The following is a 20,225-nucleotide window of genomic DNA, read 5'->3' as shown; positions in this document are numbered from 1 at the left end:
TCGACCCGGCGGAGGGGATCGCGCTCATGCTAACGGCGGCCCGCGTCCCGTCGTCCTCCCCGATCAGGGGTCAGGAGACGGGCGGCGTGACCAGGATGTCGTCCCACTCCAGAGCGCGCTCGAACCGGAAGCCGTGCCGCTCGTAGAGGCGGCGGGCGTCGCTGCGCTTCAGCACGTCGAGGCGGAAGGGCAGGCCCGGCCTCGCCTCCTCCGCCATCACCCGGCGCAGGACGGCGCCGCCGACACCGCGGCCCTGCGCGTGCGGCGCCAGGTAGAAGTGCTCGATCCAGACCGCGTCCGGCTCGACCCGCGCGGCGATGCTCCCGGCGAAGGCGCCGTCGAGCTCGATCACCCGGGTGAGCTCGGGCCGGTAGCCGTCGAGGAAGCGGTGCCGCACGCGGTGCTCGTCGTAGCGGTCGAGCGTCTCGAGCGACGGGCGCATGACGACCGCGCGCAGCTCGGCGATCGCCGCGGCGTCCTCCGCGGTCGCGGGGCGGAGCGACCAGTCGGCGTCGTCGGCCACGGTCAGCGGCCGCGGGGCTTGCGGGTGCGCCGCACCGCCGGCGCGGACGCCTTGGCGCGGGCCGGCTTCTTCTTGCCGCCGCAGGCCCTCTCCGCCTTCTCGCGCGCCTCCCGCGCCTTCGCCTTGGCGGCCTTCGCCCGCGACTCGACCTTCGGCGTCGCGGCGGTTCCGCGCGTGGTGTTCGCGCTGCGGCCGCGGACGACTCCGATGAAGTCCTCGACGTCGTCGCCCTTGTCGTCCGTCACCCAGGCGAGGCGGACGGAGGAGGGAGCGACGCCGGTCACCGGCACCGCGGTGACGTCCTTGCGGCTGTGCACGCGCGCCACCGACTGCGGCACGATCAGCACGCCCACGCCGGCCGCGACCTGCTCGACCGCGTCGTCGAGGCCGGCCATGCGCGGCAGCGGGCGCCGCGAGCCGTCCGCGAGCTCCTCGGCGACCGCGGCCCACTCCGGCACGTCCTCCGGATCCTGGAGGAGGTGCTCGCCGGCCAGCTCGGCGACGTCGAGCTCGTCCGCGGCGGCCAGGGCGTGCTCGCGGCCGACGACGGCGACGGGCTGCTCGTCGTAGAGATGGATGGAGCTGAGGGCGGAGGAGGAGACGTCGCCGCGGACGAACGACAGCTGCGCGCGGCCGTCGAGCAGCGCCTGCTCCTGATCGCGCTCGGCGACGACGGTGATGCGCAGCGGGAGATCGGAGCGGCGCTGGCCCCAGACGCGGGTCCACTTGGTGGGGGTGACGCCGGGCACGAGGGCGACGGCGAGCACGGGGCCGGCGGGGACGGCGTCCTCGGCGTCGGAGTCGGCGTCGTCGGAGTCGTCGGCGTCGTCGACATCGCTGTCGTCGGAGTCGCTGTCCTCGGCGTCGAGATCGTCGGAGTCGAGGTGGTCGGAGTCGAGGTCGTCGGAGTCGCCGTCCTCGGAGGCGCCGTCCGTGTCGTCCGACTCGGTTCCGGCTCCGGCGCCGACCGCACCCGATCCGGCCGACGCGTCGTCCGCCGTCGCGTCCGCCCCGCCCTCCGGACGCCCCTCCGCCTCGGGAGCGGCCTGCGGGTCGACGGTCTCGGGCTGCTCGCTCATCCCCTCAGGGTAGGTGGTCCGCGCCGCGCCGGTAGGGTTGCCGCATGGCCAAGGCGACACAGACGATGAAGGCTGCGACCGCGGCGAAGAAGCTGCAGGTCTACCTGCCCGCGACCCCGGAGGAGTTCCAGGAGTCGGCGATCACGCGCGAGCAGTACGACGAGCTCGCCGCGAACCCGCCCGCCTGGCTCGTGCAGCTGCGCGAGGAGGGGCCGCACCCCCGCTCCGTCATCGCCTCCCGGCTGAACGTCTCCATCTCGGGGCTCGCCCGCGGCGGCGTCACCGAGGCGCTGACCACTCCCGAGATCCAGGCCCTGCTCGACGAGGTCCCCGAGTGGCTGCGCGTCGAGCAGAACCGCTACGCGGAGGTCCGCCGCGAGCAGGCCCGCATCAAGTCCGAGCGCGCCGCCAAGGCCGCCGACTGACCCCACCCCCGCCTGCAGGACCCCGATCCGGCGCGCGCGACGTGCGCTGCGGGCCGGAGCGGGATCCCGCCGAGGGGAGCCGCGCGGCTACTGGTTCGAGAACGCGGCGTCGAACGACGCGGTCGGGGTCCTCCAGAGCAGCGAGCGGATGAAGCCGACGGCCTCCTTCGCGCCGTGGAGGCGGTCCATCCCGGCGTCCTCCCACTCGATGGAGATCGGGCCGGAGTAGCCGATCGACTCCAGCGCGCGGAACGCGTCCTCCCACGGGACGTCGCCGTGCCCCGTCGAGACGAAGTCCCAGCCGCGGCGCGGGTCGCCCCACGGCAGGTGCGAGCCGAGCACGCCGGCGCGGCCGTTCTTCGGGCGCAGGCGGGTGTCCTTGCAGTCGACGTGGTAGATCCGGTCCTTGAAGTCGACGATGAAGCCGACCGGGTCGATGTCCTGCCACATCATGTGCGACGGGTCCCAGTTGAAGCCGAAGGCCGGGCGGTGCCCGATCGCCTCGAGGGTGCGCACGCTCGACCAGTAGTCGTAGGCGATCTCGGACGGGTGCACCTCGTGCGCGTAGACCACGCCGTTCGCGTCGAACTCGTCGAGGATCGGGTTCCAGCGGGTCGCGAAGTCCTCGTACCCCTCGTCGATCACGGAGGCCGGCACCGGCGGGAACTGCGCCACATAGGGCCAGATCTTCGAGCCGGTGAAGCCGACGACCACGTCCACGCCGAGCTTGCGGGCGACCCGCGCCGAGCGCTTCATGTCCTCGGCGGCGCGCTGACGCACCCCCTCCGCGTCGCCGTCGCCCCAGGTGTAGTCGCGCACGAGTGCCTTGTGGCGGAAGTCGATCGGGTCGTCGCAGACGGCCTGGCCGGTGAGGTGGTTCGAGATGGCGAAGACCTCGAGGCCGTAGCGGTCGAGGATCTCCAGGCGCGAGGCTGCGTAGGCGTCGTCCTCGTCCGCGCGCTTGAGGTCGAGGTGGTCGCCCGAGGCCGCGATCTCGAGTCCGTCGTAGCCCCACTCGGCGGCGAGTCGGGCGACCTCCTCGAAGGGCAGATCGGCCCACTGACCGGTGAACAGCGTCACGGGGTGGGTGGCGGGGTAGGTCTTCTCGTCGCTCATGCGGCGATCTCCGTCCGGTCGTCGGCGGCGGGCACGGTCACCCAGGCGCCTGTCTCGGCCGCGTCGAGCACGGCCTCGGTGATGCGCGCCGCGCGGAGGCCGTCGGCGAAGGTCGGCAGACCCTCCACGTCGGCGCCCGCCACGGCGGCGTATGTGTCGCGGGCGAACGCTGTGAAGGCGTCCTGGTAGCCCATCGGATGACCGCTCGGCACGATCGAGAGCCGGGCCGCATCGGGCGCGAGGATCGAGGCGTCGCGCGGCACCAGCAGGGCGCTGTCGCGCCGGCCGACCCACAGCGTCTCGGGGAGCTCCTGCTCGAAGCGCAGCGACTCCTCCAGCCCGGACACCTCGAGCACCAGCTCGTTGCGGTGGCCCGCGGTGACCTGCGAGACGAGGAGCGTGCCGACGGCGCCGCCCTCGAGCCGGACGATCAGGCCGGCCACGTCCTCGGTGCTCACCGGGCGGCCGCCGCGCTCGGCGTGGACGGTGCTCGTGATCGCGGCGAGCGAGTCGATCCGGTCGCCGGTGACGAACTCCAGCAGGTCGACCAGGTGCGAGCCGATGTCGCCGAAGGCGCGCGAGCGGCCGCCGGCGGCCGGGTCGACGCGCCAGTTGTCGTCGGAGGCGCCCAGCAGCCAGTCCTGGAGGTAGCTCCCGCGGACCGTGACCAGACGGCCGGTCTCGCCGGAGGCGACGCGGGCACGGGCCTCGCGCACCATCGGGTGGAAGCGGTAGGCGAACGGGACGGTCGCCACCACGCCGGCGGAGGACGCGGCCGCAGCGAGCGACTCCGCCTCCCGCAGCGTCGCGGCGAGCGGCTTCTCGCAGACCACGTGCTTGCCCGCCTCGATCGCCGCGAGCGCGAGTGCGGCGTGCGTGGCGTTCGGGGTGCAGACGTGCACGAGGTCGATGCTCTCGTCCTCGATCAGGGCCCGGGCGTCCGGGTAGGCGCGCTCGACGCCGAGCTCGGCCGCCGCCCGCTCGCCCTTCTCCGGGGTGGAGGAGGCGACTCCGGCGAGCACCGCTCCGGCGCTGCGGGCCGCGCGGCTGTGCACGGCCGCCATGAAGCCGCCGCCGAGCACGCCGACGCGCAGGGGCGCGGGCATCAGGAGAGGGTCGCTTCGGTCGGGTCCCAGCTCTCGGGCAGTGCGGGGCGGGGCGTCACGGAGCTGGTGACGAGGACCTTCTCGCCGGTCTCGGCGGCCTCGAGCAGCGAGAGCATCACGTCGGTGACGTGATACGCGAGGTCTCCGGAGGCGGCCTCGGGGCGGTCGGCCCGGATCGCGCGGGCGAGCTCGAGCACGCCGGTGCCGCGGGAGGCGGTCGAGCCGGTCGCCGCGATGACCTCAGGCTCGGCGGACCCGCGGCGGTGCAGGGTGATCTCTCCGTCGTGCTGGTTCGGGTCGGGGAGGACGAGGGTGCCCTCGGAGCCGTTGATCTCGACGAAGCCGGTGCGCGGCAGGCTCGACTCGAAGCTCCACACGCCCTGGGCCGAGGCCCCGGACTCGAAGCGGAGCAGCCCGCCGATGTGCGTCGGGATGGTCACCGGGAACTCGGTGCCCTCCTTCGGGCCGGAGCCCACCACGCGGGTGGCGCGGGCCTGGGACGAGACGGCGGTGACGCTCTCGACGGGGCCGAGGTTCTGCACGAGCGTGGTGATGTAGTACGGGCCCATGTCCAGCAGCGGTCCGCCGCCCTCGGCGAAGAAGAACTCCGGGTTCGGGTGCCACGACTCGGGGCCGGGGCCCTGGAAGAGGGTGAGGGCGGAGAGCGGCGTGCCGATGGCTCCGCTCTCGATCACGCGCTGCGCCGTCTGGAGGCCCGCGCCCAGGAAGGTGTCGGGAGCGGTCGCGACGCGCAGCCCCTTGTCCTTCGCCAGCGCGAGCAGCTCGATCCCGCTGTCGCGGTCGAGCGAGAAGGGCTTCTCGGTCCACACGTGCTTGCCCGCCTCAACCGCGCGGCGCGCGACCTCGACGTGCGCGGCCGGGATCGTGAGGTTCACGACGATCTCGATGCCCTCGTGCGCGAGGAGCTCCTCGACGGTGCCGGAGGCGGGGACGCCGAAGGCCTCGGCCTGGGTCCTCGCCCGCTCGAGGTCGATGTCGGCGACGAAGAGCACCTCGAGGTCGGGGAAGACGGTGAGGTTGGTCAGGTACTGGGTGCTGATGTTGCCGGCGCCGATGACGCCGACGCCCACGCGGCCGGTGCCGCTCATGCGCCGAGCCCCGAGACGTAGCGGTGGGCCGACTCCAGGCCCTCGAAGATGTCGCCGGCGTAGGCGTCGAACTCCAGCACGGGCAGGGCCTGAGGAGCGGCGGCGAGGATCGCCGGGACGTCCATCGCGCCCTCGCCCGCGGGCAGCTGCTCCTGGGTGTCGGCCGAGATCGGGCCGTCCTTCACGTGCAGGAAGCGCACCTGGTCGCCGAGGCGTCCGAGCACCTCGACCGGGTCGTCGCCGCCGACGGCCGCCCAGTAGGTGTCGAGCTCGAGGACCATGCGCGGGTCGAGCAGGCCCGCGAGGTGCTCGAAGGCGCTGCGGCCGTCGACGCGGTTCTCGAACTCGAAGGCGTGGTTGTGGTAGCCGAGCACCAGGCCGCGGGCGGCGGCGGAGTCGACCAGCGCGTTCAGCTCGTCGGCGATGCGGGCGACGTCGTCCGCGGTGGTCCAGCGGGTCGGGTCGACGAAGGGGTCGATCACGGTCTCGACGCCGAGCGAGGCGGCCGTGTCGAGGATCTCGTCGACGGTGGCGTCGCCCTGAGGGCCGAGGAGGCGCGCGTGGGCGCTGGGAGCGCGCAGTCCGCTGGCCGGGAGCGCCGCGCGGTAGGCGTCGGCCAGGTCGACGAACCCGAAGAGCTCGACCGTGGTGAAGCCGATCGCCGCGAGGCGGTCGAGGGTGGCGGGAAGATCGGCCGCGAGCGGCTCGCGCACCGAGTACAGCTGGACAGAGAGGTCTGGGGGTGTGGCCACCGGTGGGGCTCCTGATCGCATCGGAAGGTGTGCCTCGAACCCTACGCGGACTTTTGCTCACGGACAAGCAAAACTAGCCCTGCGCGCCCGCCAAGTCGGGCGCCCGCCGCACAGAAGCACGGGCGCTGTGGTTGACTCTGGCCATGTCCCCGCGCCGCCGCATCACCGTCAGCGCGGTCGGCGAGCTGCTGCTCCTGCTGGCCGACGGGGCTCCCCGGACTCGGGCCGACGTGGTCGCCGAGACGGGCCTGCCGCGCGCGGCCGTCTCCGCCCAGCTCGACGTCCTCACCGCCTCCGGCCTGGTCGCCCGACAGGACGACGCCCCCTCCTCCGGCGGCCGTCCCGCCGCCCGCGTGGCCTTCGACCCCCGGGCGCGCAGCCTCCTCGCCGTCGACCTGGGCGCCGCGCACGCCGTCGTCGCCCTGACCGACCTCGACGGCACGGTCCTCGCCCGCCGCCGCGAGAGCATCGCCATCGCCGACGGCCCCCTCGCCGTCCTCGGCCACGCCCTCGACGTCGCCGCGGCCCTGCTCGGCCGGACTCCGGCGGCCGGCCCGCTCGCGGGAGTCGGCGTCGGCGTCCCCGGACCCGTCGAGCATGCGACGGGCCGCCCGGTGAAGCCGCCGATCATGCCCGGCTGGGACCGCTTCGACATCCCGGAGTTCGTCGGCCGCCGCCTCCCCGTGCCCGTCCTCGTCGACAACGACGTGAACCTGCTGGCGCTCGGCGAGCACGCCGACCACTACGCCGACGTGGACGACCTCCTCTACGTGAAGGTTTCCACCGGCATCGGAGCCGGGATCGTCAGCGGCGGCGCCCTGCAGCGCGGAGCCCTCGGAGCCGCGGGCGACCTGGGCCACGTGCAGGTCCCCGGCGACCGCGGCGAGGCCGACCTCGAGGCGATCGCGAGCGGCTCGGCGATCGCCCGCCGGCTGACCGAGTCCGGGATCGACGCCGCCAGCACCTCCGACGTCGTCACCCTGCTGACCGGCGGGGACCCCACCACCGTCGAGCTCACGCGCGCCGCCGGCCGCGACATCGGCGAGGTGCTCGCCACCTGCGTGAACCTCCTGAACCCGTCCGTCATCGTCGTCGGCGGCAGCATCGCCCAGGCCAGCCACGAGGTCCTCGCCGGGGTCCGCGAGGTCGTCTACCGCCGCTCCCTCCCCCTGGCGACCCGCGCGCTCGACATCGTGCAGGCCGCGGCCCAGGGCGGAGGCGTCCGCGGTGCCGCCCTGATGGTGCGGCGCCACCTCCTCTCTCCCGCGCACGTCGACGCCTTCCTCGACGCCTGAGCCGCCGGCGCGGGCCGTCGCGCCCCGGTGAGAGGCCGCGGGTCGGCGTGCCGATTCGACCGGGCGCCGCAGGGGGCAGAGAATGAATCGGTGCCCGACCTGCAGCTCTCCTTCCCCTGGGAGACGCAGCCCGTCTTCACGGACGCCGAGCCCCCGCACCTCCGGAGGGTCGTCGCCGACTCCTCGGACCGCGTCGCCTGGCTCCGCGCCCGCTCGCGCGGCATCACGGCGACCGACGTCGCCCGCCTCTCCTCCCCCGCCGCGATCGGCAGGGCAGCGCTCGACAAGCTCTACGGCACCGGCTTCGGCGGCAACGCCTTCACCGACCACGGCCGCGCCCGCGAACCCGAGATCGCCGCCTGGGTGCGGAGCGAGCACGCGATCGAGCCCAGCAGCACCCTCTTCCACGCGAGCCAGGAGCGGCGCCACCTCGCCACGCCCGACGGCATCGGCCTCCGCGAGGACGGCCGGCTCGAGCTCTGCGAGATCAAGACCACGACGAAGCCGTGGCGGAGCATCCCGCGCCACTACCTGCGACAGGTCTTCTGGCAGCAGTACGTCCTCGGCGCCGAGCGCACGCTCGTCGTCTGGGAGCAGCACCGCGACTTCGTGCCGATCGAGGGCGAGCCGAACTCCCGCTGGGTCGACCGCGACGAGGACGAGATCCACATCCTCGTGCGGCTGGCGGGGATGCTGATGGCCGAGCTGCACGAGCGGACGCGCGCCCGGTGACGGTCCTCCTCCTGCACGGCCTGGGCGGCGACCGCTCCCAGCCGCTGGGGCTGCTGCGCTCCGCCCTCCCCGCCGGCAGCGAGGTCATCGCTCCGGACGTCCGCGCCCACGGTGCCTCCGAGCTGCTCGGCGCGCCCGGCGACTTCGCCCTCGAGGCGCTGGCCGACGAGGTGACGGAGGAGGTCGTGCGCGCCGGAGCCGCGCACAAGCCGCTCACGGTGCTCGGCATCTCGATGGGCGCCGCGATCGCCCTGCGCCTCGCGGTCCGACGCGTGCTGCCGATCGACCGCGCCGTCTTCGTGCGCCCCGCCTTCACCGCCGAGCCGCTGCCCGAGAACCTCACCGTGTTCCCCGTCATCGCGCAGCTGCTGCACGACCACGGCGCGAAGCGCGGCGAGCGGATGTTCCGCGCCTCGGGCCTGTTCGCGCGCGCCGCCGAGGTGTCCCCCGCGTCGGCGGAGGCGCTGACGCTGCAGTTCCGCGCCCCGCGCGCGGCCGAGCGCGCCGTCCGGCTCGCCCAGATCCCACGGAACGCCGCCTACCGCGACTCCGGAGAGCTGGGCGAGGTCATCGCGCGCACCCTGGTGATCGCGGCCGACCGCGACCCCGTGCACCCGGTCGAGGTCGCGGAGGCGTGGGCTAGGGCTCTTCCGGATGCGGACTGCGAGCGGGTGCCGTCGCGGGACGAGGGCTTCGCCGCTCAGCAGGACCGGATCCGCGGGCACGTCCGCGGCTGGCTCGCTCGGCGCTGAGGTCCTCGAGCGCGAGCACCAGGCCGACGAACGCGAGCCAGAGCACCGCGATCGCCGTTGCCACGAACTCGAGCGTCCCGCCGAGCCGCAGCCACACGCGCAGGAGCGACAGGATCCCGCCCGTCCCGGCGACGACCGCCACCGAGATCCCGGCGGCGAGCGAGAGCCGCGCGACCGCCGGGCGCCCCCGCACGGTCGCCAGCTGGAGCATCGCGGCGCAGGCGGCCCCGAAGCCGAGCACGGCGGCCGAGGTGTGGATGAGGTCCTGCCAGCGGAAGGCCGGCCCGACCGGCAGCGGGCAGCCCGCCGTGCAGGTCACCTGCGAGGCGAGCGCGAAGCAGGCGGCCGCCAGGAGGATCGCGCCCGCCGGGCGGAGGGCGGGGAGCAGGCGGGCGCGCACCGGCCAGGCGCCCGCGGCGATCAGCGCGCCGCCGACCGCCACGAGCAGAAGGGCGGCCTCGAAGGCGCCCGCCGTCGGCAGGTCCGGCGCGCCCATCTCGCTGACGTAGACCCAGCGGCTGGTGCCGATGCTGATCCGGGCGGCCAGGAGGACCACGAGCCCGGCCAGGACCAGGAGGGCACCGCCGACCAGCAGGGTACGTCGGCGTCGCATCCCCTCATCGTGCCAGACCGGGCGCCCGCGGCTCCGCGCGCCAATCTTCTCCCGAGGGTGACACCCCCGTAACAGCGCCGACTCATTGCCTCGATTGACTGGTCGCGGCGTCGGATGCGGGGATCGGGGGCGACGTCCTCGGCACGCTCCACCCGCACGCCTCAGCGACAGGAAAGGCGACGATGCACACCAGCGCGCTCGGGCACGGCCTCGCGATCGGCGAGATCCCGGAGGAGGTCGTCCTCCCCGACACGATGACGGCGGCGGTGATCGACGCGCCGGGCGACGCCTCCGCCCTGCACCTGGCGACCGTGCCGACCCCCTCCGCCATCAACGCCGAGTTCACCGTGAAGGTGGTCGCGGCCGGCGTGAACCCGCTCGACGCGAAGACGCGCGCGGGCCAGGGGGTCGCCTCGCAGATCGCCTCCTACCCGGCGGTCCTCGGCCACGACTTCTCGGGCGTCGTCGTCTCGAGCCCCTACCCGGCGCATCCGCTGCGGCCGGGCGACGAGGTCTACGGCTTCGTCATGGTGCCGCGCTACTCGGGCTCCTACGCGGAATACGTCAGCGTGCCGAGCGTCTCCATCGCGCGGAAGCCGTCGACGCTCTCGCACGTGGAGGCGGCCGGCGTCCCGCTCGCGGCGCTCACCGCCTGGGGCATGGTCGTCGAGCTCGCCAAGGCGCACGAGGGCCAGCGCATCCTCATCCACGCCGGGTCGGGCGGAGTCGGCCACTTCGCCGTGCAGTTCGCCGCCTACTTCGGCGCCTCGGTGATCGCGACCGGCTCGACCCGCAACCTGCAGTGGCTGCACGAGCTCGGCGCCGCGCAGGTGATCGACCACACGGCCGAGCGCTTCGACGAGCTGCTGTCCGGCGTCGACGTGGTCATCGATCTGGTCGGCAACGTCCACGACGACACGGGCTCGCGCTCGCTGAGGGTCCTCCGCCCCGGGGGCCTGATCGTGAACGCGCCCACCGGGAGCTGGCCCGGGTTCTTCGAGGAGGCGGCCGCTGCGGGCGTCCGCGCCTCCACCTACCGCGTCGCTCCCGACGGGGCGACCCTCGGCGTGGTCTCGCGCCTTCTCGAGTCGGGCGACGTCCGCGTCTTCATCGACGGCATCTTCCCCCTCGCCCGCGCCTGCGAGGCGCACGAGCAGCTCGAGACGGGCCACACCCGCGGCAAGATCGTCCTCACCGTCTCCGAGGGCTGACCTCGGCGAGATGCCGCTCCGGTACGCCACGCGGAGCGTGTCGCGTACCCGGGCGGCGTCTCGCGGGGAGGGTCAGGCGAGAGAGCGCTCGAGGACGAAGTCGTCCTCCCAGCGGTCGCCGACGAGGAAGCGCTTGCGGCCGACGACCGCGAAGCCGTGCTTGGAGTAGAACCGCTGAGCACGCGCATTCTCCTCGTTGACGCCGAGCCAGACGCCCGCGGCACCGTGATCCAGCGCCTCCTCGAGGGTCGCGGCCATCAGCGCGGCCGCCGCACCGGAGCCGTGCCGGCCGGGCAGGAGGTAGAACTTGCTGAGCTCGACGGTCGGACGCAGCCGGATCGCCGCGACGACGTCGGCGTCGGCGGGCTCCCCGCGCACGAGCATCGCGTAGCCGGTCAGCGCGCCGGAGTCGTCGTCGACCAGGAGCGAGCGGAGCGGATCGGCGAGGTGGTCGCGGAAGCGCTCGACCGAGAGCACGGTGCGCACGAACTCGGCCTTCGCCTCCGCGGTGGTGTGCGGCGGGCAGGCCAGCGGGAAGGTCGCGGCGGCCAGCTCGGCCAGGGCCTCGGCATCGGCGGCCGACGCGCGGCGGACGGTCACGGGACGCGCGGCGGAGCGGAGCGGCGGATCACCGGTCCAGTATGCCGGGACGACGAAGGAGGGGGCCCGCCGAAGCGGACCCCCTCCTCACGTCAGTGCGTGCTCGGCTCAGGCCAGGACGTTGACGTCCAGCGGGATGCCGGGGCCGAAGGTCGTCGAGACGGCGGCCTTCTGGATGTAGCGGCCCTTCGAGGAGGACGGCTTGAGCCGGAGGATCTCGTCGAGCGCGGTCTTGAAGTTCTCCTGGAGCTGCTCCTCGGAGAACGCGGCCTTGCCCACGACGAGGTGCACGTTGGCGTGCTTGTCGACGCGGAACTCGATCTTTCCGCCCTTGATCTCGGTCACGGCCTTCGCCACGTCCGGGGTCACGGTGCCGGTCTTCGGGTTGGGCATGAGGCCGCGGGGGCCGAGCACCTTTCCGAGACGGCCGACCTGGCCCATGAGCTCCGGGGTCGAGACGGCGGAGTCGAACGAGGTGTACCCGCCCGCGACCTTCTCGATGAGCTCGGCGCCTCCGACCTCGTCGGCACCGGCGGCCAGCGCGGCCTCGGCGGCCGGACCGGTCGCGAACACGATGACGCGGGCGGTCTTGCCCGTGCCGTGGGGCAGGATGACCGTGCCGCGGACCATCTGGTCGGCCTTGCGGGGGTCGACACCGAGCTTGAGGGCGACCTCGACGGTGCTGTTGAACTTGGCGGAACCGGTCTCGCGGGCGAGCGCGACGGCCTCGTCGGCCGTGTAGAACTTGCCCTCTTCGAGCTTGGCCGCGGCGGCCCGGTAGGCCTTCGACTTCTGTGCCATGTTGTTTCTCCTTGAAACGAGAATGTGGTTCTAGAGCCTGGCGGGCTCTCCCACGGGGGTGATGGAGTTCTGGTGGTGCCGCGATCGCGGCCATGCGTGCTGCTCGCGGGAGGCGGAGAGGGCCTGCGGAGGCGTTTCCGGACCGGGCGCGCGACCCCGCTGAGGGGCCGCCGTCGGGTTCTCGAGGCTTCCGCGGTGAGTCAGCGCCGGTGGGCGCGTCGCTCCCGCCGTCGAGCAGCGCGTCGCGCTACTCGACCGTGATGCCCATCGAACGGGCGGTGCCGGCGATGATCTTCGCGGCGGCGTCGATGTCGTTGGCGTTCAGGTCGACCTGCTTCGCCTCGGCGATCTCGCGGACCTGCGCCTGGGTGAGCTTCGCGACCTTCACGGTGTGCGGGGTCGAGGAGCCCTTGGCGACGCCGGCGGCCTTCTTGATGAGCTCCGCCGCGGGCGGGGTCTTCAGCACGAAGGTGAACGAGCGGTCCTCGTAGACGGTGATCTCGACGGGGATGACGTTGCCGCGCTGCGACTCGGTCTGCGCGTTGTACGCCTTGCAGAACTCCATGATGTTGACGCCGTGCTGACCGAGCGCCGGACCGATCGGGGGCGCGGGGTTGGCCGCGCCGGCCTTGATCTGGAGCTTGATCAGGCCGGTGACCTTCTTCTTGGGGGCCATTCTGATTCCTTTTCTCAGGGTTCGAGCGGTCGGGGGCTCCCGGCCGCTCTCCCGCGCATCCGACGGTGCCGGATCGCGGTGGAGGAGGGTCGTCCGGCGCGCACAGAGGCGGGCGCCGACACGAAAACCCGTACGAGCTTACACGAGCGGGGCCACCCCCGACAGGGCGGAGGAGGGGCCGACGCCCGGGGGCGCGTGGGGCGGTGCCGGAGGGGGCGCCGCCCGGAACGGCGAACGCCCCCTCCGACGTGCGGAGGGGGCGTTCACGCGGCGCGGAGGCGACGCGTCAGAGCTTGGTGACCTGGTCGAACGACAGCTCGACCGGGGTCTCGCGCTCGAAGAGCGAGACGAGCACGGTGAGCTTGCCGCTCTCGGGCTTGATCTCGCTGATCGAGCCGGGAAGACCCGCGAACGAGCCCTCCTTGATGGTGATGGTCTCGCCGATCTCGAAGTCGACCTCGGCGGGCAGCACGCGCTGGGCCTGCTTCTGGCCCTTGGCGCCGGAGGTCTTCGAGGGGGCGACGTCCTTGATCTCGACGAGGCTCTTCAGCATCGTGAAGGCCTCCTCGAAGCGCAGCGGGGTCGGGTTGTGGGCGTTGCCCACGAAGCCGGTGACGCCCGGCGTGTGGCGGACGACCGACCACGAGTCCTCGTTGAGGTCCATGCGCACCAGCACGTAGCCGGGGATGCGCACGCGGGTGACCATCTTGCGCTGGCCGTTCTTGATCTCGACCACGTCCTCCATCGGGACCTGGACCTCGAAGATGTAGTCCTCGGCCTCGAGCGAGACCTTGCGGTTCTCGATGTTGGACTTCACGCGCTTCTCGAAGCCGGCGTAGGAGTGGATGACGTACCACTTGCCCGGCTTGCCGCGCAGCTCGGTGCGGAAGGCCTCGTACGGGTCGATGTCGGCGAGGTCCTCACCGGCGGCCTCGGCGTCCTCGGCGGCGACCTCGGCCTCGTCCTCGACGGCCTCGAGGGCCGCTTCGGCCTCCTCGACGGTGTCGATGTGCGCGGCCTCGTCGACCGCGGAGTCGGCCTCGGGGTCGTCGACAGAGCCGATGGCGTCCAGCGCTGCCTCGAGGTCGGAGGCGAGGTCGTCCTCGGACTCGTTCTCGTCGATGATGCTCAGCGCACCCTGCTCGGCGGGCTCGACGGCGTCCTCAGCCTGCGACTGGACGTCGCCCTCCTGCTCCTCCTCGACCTCCGACGACTGCTCGGCAGCCGTCGCCCAGTCGACGTCGTCGCGGTTTCTGTCAGACACTCGTCACAACTCTCTCTCGATCGATCGGTCGCGCCCCTCGGGGCGCGTCCCGCTGTCGCCGGCACCCTCCGCTCGCGCGGCCCGGATGCTCTCGGGTCAGGCGGCGGGTGTGCCGAACACGTACGTCACGGCCAGGGCGAACACCCAGTCGAGGAAGGACACCAGCGCCATCATGATGACGACGAAGATCAGCACGACCACGACGTAATTGCCCAGCTCCTTGCGGGTGGGCGTCACGACCTTCTTCAGCTCGGCGATGACCTGCCGGATGAAGAGGGCGATGCGCGCGAACGGGTTGCGCCGCGCGGCTCGCTGCTGATTGGCGATCGCGACGACGTCCTCGCTCGGCTCGTCGACTGCTTTCCCGGCCACCTGCACGCACCTTTCCCGCACCGGAACCTCCGGTGTGGCCGACCGCCCGTCATGGGCGGCCCTGGACCGATGACCGCAGCGTCGCGGGGACCGCGTGCGACGGGCATCGATGTGCAGGGCGGACAGGGCTCGAACCTGCAACCTGCGGTTTTGGAGACCGCTGCTCTACCAATTGAGCCACCGCCCTATGGATGCCGTTGCGAGCATCCGAGGAGGAGACCGACCCGCCGCCCCACCGCCACGACCCTCGCGGGCGCTGTGGATGAGGGCAGAGATCGACTACCTCGGACGAGTGTACGTGGACCCGCAGGGCGTGTCCAGCCGAGCGGCGGGGGGCCTCGGAGCCCCGTGCGCGCGCAGGATACGCTGGCCGTCGTGTCCTCCACCACGCGCATCTCCGCCCGCATCGCCGCCATCGCCGAGTCCGCCACTCTGAAGGTCGACGCCAAGGCGAAGGCCCTCCAGGCCCAGGGCCGCCCGGTCGTGTCCTACGCCGCCGGCGAGCCCGACTTCCTCACTCCCGAGCACATCGTCGAGGCCGCCTCGGCCGCCGTGCTCGACCCGGGGAACTACCGCTACACCCCCGCGGCGGGCCTCCCCGACCTCCGCGCGGCCATCGCGGAGAAGACGGCGCGCGACTCCGGATGGGCCGTCGACCCCTCGCAGGTCGTGGTCACCAACGGCGGCAAGCAGGCCGTCTACCAGGCCTTCCAGACCCTCTTGGACGACGGCGACGAGGTGCTGGTGCCGACCCCGTACTGGACCACCTACCCGGAGGCGATCAAGCTCGCCGGCGGCGTGCAGGTGGACGTGTTCGCCGGCGCCGACCAGGGCTACCTGGTCACGGTCGAGCAGCTGGAGGCCGCGCGCACCGAGCGCACCAAGGTGCTCCTGTTCGTCTCCCCCTCCAACCCCACCGGCGCCGTCTACTCGGCCGAGCAGACCCGCGAGATCGGCGAGTGGGCCGAGGAGCACGGCCTCTGGATCATCGCCGACGAGATCTACCAGAACCTCGTCTACTCCGCCGGCGACCAGGACGACGCGAGCCCGCTCGAGCACGCGACCTCGATCGTCGAGGCCGTGCCGGCCCTGCGCGACCGGACGATCCTCGTCAACGGCGTCGCGAAGACGTACGCGATGACCGGCTGGCGCGTCGGATGGATGGTCGGCCCGGCCGACGCGATCAAGGGCGCCTCGAACCTGCAGTCGCACCTCTCGAGCAACGTCTCGAACATCTCGCAGCGCGCCGCGATCGCCGCCCTCACCGGCCCGCAGGAGCCGGCCGAGGAGATGCGCCTGGCCTTCGACCGCCGCCGCCGCACCATCGTCGCCGAGCTGAACGCGATCGACGGGATCGAGTGCCCCACCCCCGGCGGCGCGTTCTACGTCTACCCCGACGTGAACGGGCTGCTGAACCGCGAGTGGAACGGCACCACCCCGACGACCTCCCTCGAGCTCGCCGACCTCATCCTCGAGCAGGCCGAGGTCGCCACCGTCCCCGGCGAGGCCTTCGGTCCGAGCGGCTACCTCCGCCTGTCCTACGCCCTCGGCGACGACGCGCTCCTCGAGGGCGTGCGCCGCTTGCAGCGGCTCTTCGGCACCGTTTAGCCCTCCTCCGCCTGCGCCGTCGATCGGCAGCGGCGGCTCGACGACGGGGGTGCGTCGCAGAGAGCGGGGTGCGCAGCGCGGACGACGATCCGTGACGCGCGGATCGCCGATCGCCGCTCGACCGTGCCGCACGGTGACGGCGGGTACTGCGACGCGCCTGTCCGACAGGTGAGGGGTGCCTGGCATCTCGGGGCGGGGAGGGCAAGAGGGAGGCGGAAATCGGGGATCACTGTCGCCGGAGGGGTGCGACAGGGCACGCTGTGACGATGAGCGAAGACCACGCCGTCCGAGTCCGCGACCTGCGGAAGGACTACGGGGGCGCTCCGGCGGTCGCGGGAGTCTCCTTCGACATCCACCGGGGCGAGACCTTCGCGCTCCTCGGCCCCAACGGCGCCGGCAAGTCGACGACCATCGAGATCCTCGAGGGCTACCGCGACCGCTCCGGCGGCGAGGTGTCGGTGCTCGGGGTCGACCCGCGCCACGGCGACCTGGCATGGAAGGCGCGTCTGGGGATCGTCCTGCAGTCCAGCGGCGAGTCCGGCAACGCGACGGTCCGCGAGCAGATCGCGCACTTCGCCAGCCTCTATCCGCGACCGCGCGACGTCGACGAGACCATCGAGGCCGTCGGGCTGACGTCCAAGGCCCGCTCGCGCATCGGACGCCTCTCGGGCGGCCAGCGCCGCCGCGTCGACGTCGCCCTCGGCATCATCGGCCGCCCCGAGCTGGTGTTCCTCGACGAGCCCACCACGGGCTTCGACCCCGAGGCCCGCCACTCCTTCTGGGACCTGATCGCCCTGCTCAAGAGCGAGGGCACGACCATCCTGCTCACCACCCACTACCTCGACGAGGCCGCCCGCCTCGGCGACCGCGCCGCCGTGATCTCCGGCGGGCGGCTCCTGGCCATCGGCCCGATGAGCGCGATCGGAGGGGACGAGGCGCGCGTCCCGATCGTGCAGTGGCGCGAGGACGGCGTGCTGCACCGGCTGCGCACCACCGAGCCCGCCCGGACCGTCGCCGAGCTGCACGCCCGGATCGGGGAGCCGACGGCGCTCGAGGTCGTCCGCCCCAGCCTCGAGGACATCTACCTCGACCTCATCCGCGAGGACCGCGACGCGGTCGACCTGATCGGAGAGCCCGCGTGACCGCCGTCGCCACCCGCCCCCGCACCCTCTCCACCGGCCCGGGACGCACCGTCCGCCTCGGACTCGCCCGCGCCCGCTACGAGATCCGCTCGTACTTCCGCGCTCCGGACCAGGTGTTCTTCACCTTCCTCTTCCCGGTGCTGCTCCTGACGATCTTCTCGGTCGCGTTCGGCGACACCGCGGTGATGCAGGCGAACCCGCAGGACCCGGGCATCCCGATGGCCGAGTACTACGTGCCGGGCCTCGCCGCGGCCGGGATCCTGCTCTCGGGCGTCCAGAACCTGGGCGTCGACATCGCGGTCGAGCGCGGCGACGGCACGCTCAAGCGCCTCGCGGGGGCACCGCTGCCGGTCTTCAGCTACTTCATCGGCAAGTTCGGCCAGGTGCTCGTGACGAGCCTCGCGCAGACGGCCCTGCTGCTCCTCGTCGCGGCGACGGTGTTCTCGGTCGAGCTGCCCACCGACAGCGGACGCTGGGCGACCTTCGCCTGGGTCTACCTGGCAGGAGTCGCGACGTCGGCCATCCTCGGCATCGCCGTCTCCGCGCTGCCCCGCTCGGGCAAGAGCGCGACCGCCGTGATCGTGCCGCCGCTGCTCGTGCTGCAGTTCATCTCGGGGTCGTACCTGTCGTTCACGACGCTGCCGGACTGGCTGCAGAACACGGCGAGCGTCTTCCCGCTCAAGTGGATCGCGCAGGGCATGCGCGCCGTGTTCCTGCCGAGCGGGTTCGAGGAGGCGGAGGTGAACGGGTCGTGGGACCTCGGCGGCGTCGCGCTGGTGCTCGGTATCTGGCTCGTCGTGGGGCTCGTCGCCTGCCGCTTCGGCTTCCGCTGGATCCGCCGCGACAGCTGAGCCGGAGGAGGCCGCGGCCGGAGGGCGCGCGTCCCCGCGAGCGCGGGGCCTGCGCGCGCAGACCGCGCGGACTCAGACCGCGGTGCCGACCACGACGGGCTCGGGGTGCAGCAGCACGCCGAACTCCGCCAGGACGCGGCCCTGGACGTACCGGGCGAGCTCAGCGACCTGTTCGGCCGTCGCTCCTCCGCGGTTGGTCAGGGCGAGGGTGTGCTTGCTCGACACGGCGGCCCGCGAGCCGGGCAGGGCGAAACCGCGCGAGACGCCGGCGTGCTCGATCAGCCACGCGGCGCTGAGCTTCACCAGGCCGTCGGCGCGGGGAGGCACGGGCAGCCCGACGGGCGCTCCTGCCTCGACCGCGGCGAGCGGGGTGATGACGGGCGCCTCCGCCGTCGGCTCGACCGGCCAGCGCGGCGCCTCGGGCGGCAGGGAGTCGGCGAACGCGCTCGTGACGAGGGGGTTGGTGAAGAAGGAGCCGGCGCTCGCGGTGTCCGGGTCCTCCGGATCGAGGACCATGCCCTTGCCCGCACGCAGCGCCAGCACGGTCTCGCGCACCCGCGCGAGCGGTACGCGGTCGCCGAGCGCGACTCCGAGCGCCGACGCCAGCTGACCGTAGGCGACGGGAGTGCCGTCGCCCTCGGCGCCGACCTCCTCGAGCGCGAACTCGACGGCCAGCACCGCGCCCCGGCGGCCCTGCTTGATCACGGAGGTGCGGTAGGCGAACTGCAGCTCCTCCGCCGTCAGCCGGACGGGCTCGCGGGCGCCCTCGTCGAGGAAGTCGACCGCGACCAGCGTGTCCGAGAGCTCCTGGCCGTAGGCGCCGATGTTCTGCACGGGCGACGCACCGACCGTGCCGGGGATGCCGCTGAGGGCCTCGAGGCCCGCCCAGCCGCGCTCCACGGTCGTCGCGACGAGGCCGTCCCACGACTCGCCCGCCTGGACCCGCAGGAGCACGCGCCCCGGCTCGTCGGAGGGGAGCCGCTCGACGCCGGTGGTGCGCACGCGCACGACCGTGCCCTCGACCCCGTCGTCGCCCACGAGGAGGTTGGAGCCGCCGCCGAGCAGCAGCCACGGCTCGTCGTCCGACCACAGGCCGACGAGCGTCTCGACCAGCTCCGCCTCGGTGGCGGGCTCGACGAGGCGCTCGGCGGGTCCGCCGACGCGGAGGGTGGTCAGGGCGGAGAGCAGCGGCGCGGAGGTCACGCGAGTCGGACCCGTGCCTGGGCCTTGCCGAGGACAGACTGGCCCTCGACCGAGACGGCGAGGTCGACGCGGACCCAGCCCTCCTCGGCGTTCACAGCACCGATCCTGGCGACCACGTCGATCGCGGCGCCGTCGCGCGGGTCCACCACGACGGGGCGGGTGAAGCGCACCTGGTAGTCGACCACGCGTCCGGGGTCGCCGACCCAGTCGACGACGACCTGCACCGCGGTGCCCATCGTGAGCATGCCGTGCGCGAGCACGCCGGGCAGGCCGACCTCGGCGGCGACGTCGTCGCGGTAGTGGATGGGGTTGAAGTCGCCCGAGGCGCCCGCATAGCGCACCAGGGTGCCGCGGTCGATCGGGAAGCGGCTCTCGGCGACGACCTGGCCGACGCTCAGCTCGGCGAGAGCGGGCAGTGCGGTGCTCATTCGTCTCCCCTGACCACGAGGGTCGAGATCGCGGTGACGACGTGCTCGCCGCTCGCGTCGACCATGCGGGACTCGGTGGTGACCATCGAGTGGGCGCCGAGCTTCTTGATGGCGGCGACCGAGAGGGTCGCGGTCAGCTCGTCGCCGGCCACGACCGGACGGGACAGCACGAAGCGCTGGTCTCCGTGCACGACGCGGCTGAAGTCGATCCCGCCGTCGGGCTCGGCGAGCAGCTGCTGGAGCGTGAACTCCTGCACGACGACGGCGAAGGTGGGCGGAGCGACGAGGTCGGGGTGCCCGGCGGCGCGGGCGGCTTCGACGTCGTGGTGCAGGGGGGAGGTCGCGGAGACGGCGCGGGCGAACTCGCGCACCTTCTCGCGCCCCACCTGATAGGGCTCCGTGGGCGCGAAGACGCGCCCGACGAGTTCGGGGTTCACTGGCACCCGGCCATACTAGGCGCTGCCGTCGCGGGGCCCTCGGGGCTCCGGAGGCGCCGCCCGTGGTCACCCGGGTATGACCACCGGGAATTTCCCATCCGTGTATGGCTGACCCGCGGCCGAACTTCTC

At 73.1% G+C, this 20,225-nt stretch carries 23 protein-coding genes and 1 tRNA gene; 8 read left to right on the top strand and 16 right to left on the bottom strand.

Annotated features, from left to right (window positions below; translation table 11 throughout):
• Positions 1-70: 70 nt before the first annotated feature.
• Both C5C69_RS01940 and C5C69_RS01935 read right to left on the bottom strand, forming a co-directional pair.
• Entirely contained in the window at positions 71-523 is a 453-nt protein-coding gene (locus C5C69_RS01940; protein WP_258065459.1) for a GNAT family N-acetyltransferase, read from the bottom strand.
• A 2-nt stretch (positions 524-525) separates the two neighbouring features.
• Entirely contained in the window at positions 526-1,602 is a 1,077-nt protein-coding gene (locus tag C5C69_RS01935) for a LysR substrate-binding domain-containing protein (protein WP_104257182.1), read from the bottom strand.
• A 44-nt stretch (positions 1,603-1,646) separates the two neighbouring features.
• Here C5C69_RS01935 and C5C69_RS01930 point away from each other — a divergent pair, with 44 nt between their 5' ends.
• Complete coding sequence (locus C5C69_RS01930) at positions 1,647-2,027, top strand: DUF5997 family protein (RefSeq protein WP_104223641.1); 381 nt, start codon at positions 1,647-1,649, stop codon at positions 2,025-2,027.
• Positions 2,028-2,114: 87 nt separating this feature from the next.
• Here C5C69_RS01930 and C5C69_RS01925 read toward each other — a convergent pair whose 3' ends face one another.
• Genes C5C69_RS01925 through C5C69_RS01910 form a run of 4 tightly spaced genes read right to left on the bottom strand, consistent with a single transcriptional unit; the run spans position 2,115 to position 6,110 of the window.
• On the bottom strand, positions 2,115-3,143 hold the full coding sequence (locus tag C5C69_RS01925) for a sugar phosphate isomerase/epimerase (RefSeq protein WP_167299019.1): 1,029 nt from the start codon (positions 3,141-3,143) through the stop codon (positions 2,115-2,117).
• A complete protein-coding gene (locus C5C69_RS01920) occupies positions 3,140-4,249 on the bottom strand; it encodes a Gfo/Idh/MocA family protein (RefSeq protein WP_104223640.1) in 1,110 nt (369 codons plus the stop codon). Before C5C69_RS01920 ends, C5C69_RS01925 begins: the two co-directional genes overlap by 4 nt.
• Positions 4,249-5,358: a Gfo/Idh/MocA family protein gene (locus C5C69_RS01915; RefSeq protein WP_104223639.1), complete on the bottom strand. Its 1,110-nt coding sequence runs from the start codon at positions 5,356-5,358 to the stop codon at positions 4,249-4,251. Before C5C69_RS01915 ends, C5C69_RS01920 begins: the two co-directional genes overlap by 1 nt.
• Positions 5,355-6,110, bottom strand: a complete 756-nt coding sequence (locus C5C69_RS01910; protein WP_258059739.1) for a sugar phosphate isomerase/epimerase — start codon at positions 6,108-6,110, stop codon at positions 5,355-5,357. Before C5C69_RS01910 ends, C5C69_RS01915 begins: the two co-directional genes overlap by 4 nt.
• A 143-nt stretch (positions 6,111-6,253) precedes the next feature.
• Between C5C69_RS01910 and C5C69_RS01905 the strand changes: the two genes are divergently transcribed.
• The 3 genes from C5C69_RS01905 (at position 6,254) to C5C69_RS01895 (ending at position 8,889) form a co-directional block, all read left to right on the top strand.
• A complete protein-coding gene (locus tag C5C69_RS01905; protein WP_104223637.1) occupies positions 6,254-7,405 on the top strand; it encodes an ROK family transcriptional regulator in 1,152 nt (383 codons plus the stop codon).
• 99 nt (positions 7,406-7,504) lie between these two features.
• Entirely contained in the window at positions 7,505-8,137 is a 633-nt protein-coding gene (locus C5C69_RS01900) for a YqaJ viral recombinase family protein (RefSeq protein ID WP_104238303.1), read from the top strand.
• Positions 8,134-8,889, top strand: a complete 756-nt coding sequence (locus tag C5C69_RS01895; protein WP_181126999.1) for an alpha/beta fold hydrolase — start codon at positions 8,134-8,136, stop codon at positions 8,887-8,889. Before C5C69_RS01900 ends, C5C69_RS01895 begins: the two co-directional genes overlap by 4 nt.
• Here the strand turns inward: C5C69_RS01895 and C5C69_RS01890 are convergent.
• The gene (locus C5C69_RS01890) at positions 8,777-9,502 is read right to left on the bottom strand and encodes a DUF998 domain-containing protein (protein WP_104257180.1); all 726 of its coding nucleotides are present in this window, start codon (positions 9,500-9,502) and stop codon (positions 8,777-8,779) included. The two genes, C5C69_RS01895 and C5C69_RS01890, sit on opposite strands and share 113 nt — an antisense overlap.
• 182 nt (positions 9,503-9,684) lie before the next feature.
• On the opposite strand from C5C69_RS01890, the gene C5C69_RS01885 reads away from it, so the two are divergent.
• A complete protein-coding gene (locus C5C69_RS01885) occupies positions 9,685-10,713 on the top strand; it encodes an NADP-dependent oxidoreductase (RefSeq protein ID WP_374952914.1) in 1,029 nt (342 codons plus the stop codon).
• Positions 10,714-10,785: 72 nt separating this feature from the next.
• On the opposite strand, the gene C5C69_RS01880 is transcribed toward C5C69_RS01885, so the two are convergent.
• The 6 genes from C5C69_RS01880 to C5C69_RS01855 all read right to left on the bottom strand — a co-directional run bounded on the left by C5C69_RS01880 (position 10,786) and on the right by C5C69_RS01855 (position 14,613).
• Positions 10,786-11,313, bottom strand: a complete 528-nt coding sequence (locus C5C69_RS01880; protein ID WP_104249802.1) for a GNAT family N-acetyltransferase — start codon at positions 11,311-11,313, stop codon at positions 10,786-10,788.
• A gap of 108 nt (positions 11,314-11,421) precedes the next feature.
• Positions 11,422-12,114, bottom strand: a complete 693-nt coding sequence (gene rplA, locus C5C69_RS01875; RefSeq protein ID WP_104257179.1) for a 50S ribosomal protein L1 — start codon at positions 12,112-12,114, stop codon at positions 11,422-11,424.
• Positions 12,115-12,361: 247 nt separating this feature from the next.
• On the bottom strand, positions 12,362-12,790 hold the full coding sequence (gene rplK, locus C5C69_RS01870; RefSeq protein ID WP_104223632.1) for a 50S ribosomal protein L11: 429 nt from the start codon (positions 12,788-12,790) through the stop codon (positions 12,362-12,364).
• A gap of 286 nt (positions 12,791-13,076) precedes the next feature.
• Positions 13,077-14,054 (bottom strand): transcription termination/antitermination protein NusG, encoded by a 978-nt coding sequence (nusG, locus tag C5C69_RS01865; RefSeq protein ID WP_104234235.1) that lies wholly within the window; start codon positions 14,052-14,054, stop codon positions 13,077-13,079.
• Between the two features lie 96 nt (positions 14,055-14,150).
• On the bottom strand, positions 14,151-14,426 hold the full coding sequence (secE, locus tag C5C69_RS01860) for a preprotein translocase subunit SecE (protein WP_068208793.1): 276 nt from the start codon (positions 14,424-14,426) through the stop codon (positions 14,151-14,153).
• Between the two features lie 114 nt (positions 14,427-14,540).
• Positions 14,541-14,613 (bottom strand) — tRNA-Trp (locus C5C69_RS01855).
• A gap of 179 nt (positions 14,614-14,792) precedes the next feature.
• Between C5C69_RS01855 and C5C69_RS01850 the strand changes: the two genes are divergently transcribed.
• From C5C69_RS01850 to C5C69_RS17175, 3 genes are all read left to right on the top strand, one after another.
• Positions 14,793-16,034 carry a pyridoxal phosphate-dependent aminotransferase gene (locus tag C5C69_RS01850; protein WP_374953565.1) on the top strand — a complete coding sequence of 414 codons (1,242 nt, stop codon included), beginning with the start codon at positions 14,793-14,795 and terminating at the stop codon, positions 16,032-16,034.
• Between the two features lie 266 nt (positions 16,035-16,300).
• A complete protein-coding gene (locus tag C5C69_RS17180; RefSeq protein ID WP_104223630.1) occupies positions 16,301-17,176 on the top strand; it encodes an ABC transporter ATP-binding protein in 876 nt (291 codons plus the stop codon).
• Entirely contained in the window at positions 17,173-18,027 is an 855-nt protein-coding gene (locus C5C69_RS17175) for an ABC transporter permease (protein ID WP_104223629.1), read from the top strand. Before C5C69_RS17180 ends, C5C69_RS17175 begins: the two co-directional genes overlap by 4 nt.
• A gap of 72 nt (positions 18,028-18,099) precedes the next feature.
• Here C5C69_RS17175 and C5C69_RS01835 read toward each other — a convergent pair whose 3' ends face one another.
• The 3 genes from C5C69_RS01835 to C5C69_RS01825 are packed head-to-tail and all read right to left on the bottom strand — an operon-like array spanning position 18,100 to position 20,101.
• Positions 18,100-19,230: a UDP-N-acetylmuramate dehydrogenase gene (locus C5C69_RS01835; protein WP_104223628.1), complete on the bottom strand. Its 1,131-nt coding sequence runs from the start codon at positions 19,228-19,230 to the stop codon at positions 18,100-18,102.
• Positions 19,227-19,658, bottom strand: coding sequence for a MaoC/PaaZ C-terminal domain-containing protein (locus tag C5C69_RS01830; protein WP_104238284.1), 432 nt, complete (start codon positions 19,656-19,658; stop codon positions 19,227-19,229). The genes C5C69_RS01835 and C5C69_RS01830 overlap by 4 nt, the downstream gene beginning before the upstream one ends.
• A complete protein-coding gene (locus C5C69_RS01825; RefSeq protein WP_104227045.1) occupies positions 19,655-20,101 on the bottom strand; it encodes a MaoC family dehydratase N-terminal domain-containing protein in 447 nt (148 codons plus the stop codon). Before C5C69_RS01825 ends, C5C69_RS01830 begins: the two co-directional genes overlap by 4 nt.
• Positions 20,102-20,225 lie beyond the last annotated feature (124 nt).

The sequence above is a fragment of the Rathayibacter sp. AY1C7 genome, assembly GCF_002931865.1.
Lineage (GTDB): Bacteria > Actinomycetota > Actinomycetes > Actinomycetales > Microbacteriaceae > Rathayibacter.
This window is presented reverse-complemented; position numbering and strand designations above follow the sequence as displayed.

What these genes read in the sequence shown, in the direction of transcription:
- C5C69_RS01935 (WP_104257182.1), bottom strand. Translation starts at nt 1,602, where the DNA reads ATGAGCGAGCAGCCCGAGACCGTCGACCCGCAGGCCGCTCCCGAGGCG.
- C5C69_RS01930 (WP_104223641.1), top strand. Translation starts at nt 1,647, where the DNA reads ATGGCCAAGGCGACACAGACGATGAAGGCTGCGACCGCGGCGAAGAAG.
- C5C69_RS01925 (WP_167299019.1), bottom strand. Translation starts at nt 3,143, where the DNA reads ATGAGCGACGAGAAGACCTACCCCGCCACCCACCCCGTGACGCTGTTC.
- C5C69_RS01920 (WP_104223640.1), bottom strand. Translation starts at nt 4,249, where the DNA reads ATGCCCGCGCCCCTGCGCGTCGGCGTGCTCGGCGGCGGCTTCATGGCG.
- C5C69_RS01915 (WP_104223639.1), bottom strand. Translation starts at nt 5,358, where the DNA reads ATGAGCGGCACCGGCCGCGTGGGCGTCGGCGTCATCGGCGCCGGCAAC.
- C5C69_RS01905 (WP_104223637.1), top strand. Translation starts at nt 6,254, where the DNA reads ATGTCCCCGCGCCGCCGCATCACCGTCAGCGCGGTCGGCGAGCTGCTG.
- C5C69_RS01890 (WP_104257180.1), bottom strand. Translation starts at nt 9,502, where the DNA reads ATGCGACGCCGACGTACCCTGCTGGTCGGCGGTGCCCTCCTGGTCCTG.
- C5C69_RS01885 (WP_374952914.1), top strand. Translation starts at nt 9,685, where the DNA reads ATGCACACCAGCGCGCTCGGGCACGGCCTCGCGATCGGCGAGATCCCG.
- rplA (WP_104257179.1), bottom strand. Translation starts at nt 12,114, where the DNA reads ATGGCACAGAAGTCGAAGGCCTACCGGGCCGCCGCGGCCAAGCTCGAA.
- rplK (WP_104223632.1), bottom strand. Translation starts at nt 12,790, where the DNA reads ATGGCCCCCAAGAAGAAGGTCACCGGCCTGATCAAGCTCCAGATCAAG.
- C5C69_RS17180 (WP_104223630.1), top strand. Translation starts at nt 16,301, where the DNA reads ATGAGCGAAGACCACGCCGTCCGAGTCCGCGACCTGCGGAAGGACTAC.
- C5C69_RS01830 (WP_104238284.1), bottom strand. Translation starts at nt 19,658, where the DNA reads ATGAGCACCGCACTGCCCGCTCTCGCCGAGCTGAGCGTCGGCCAGGTC.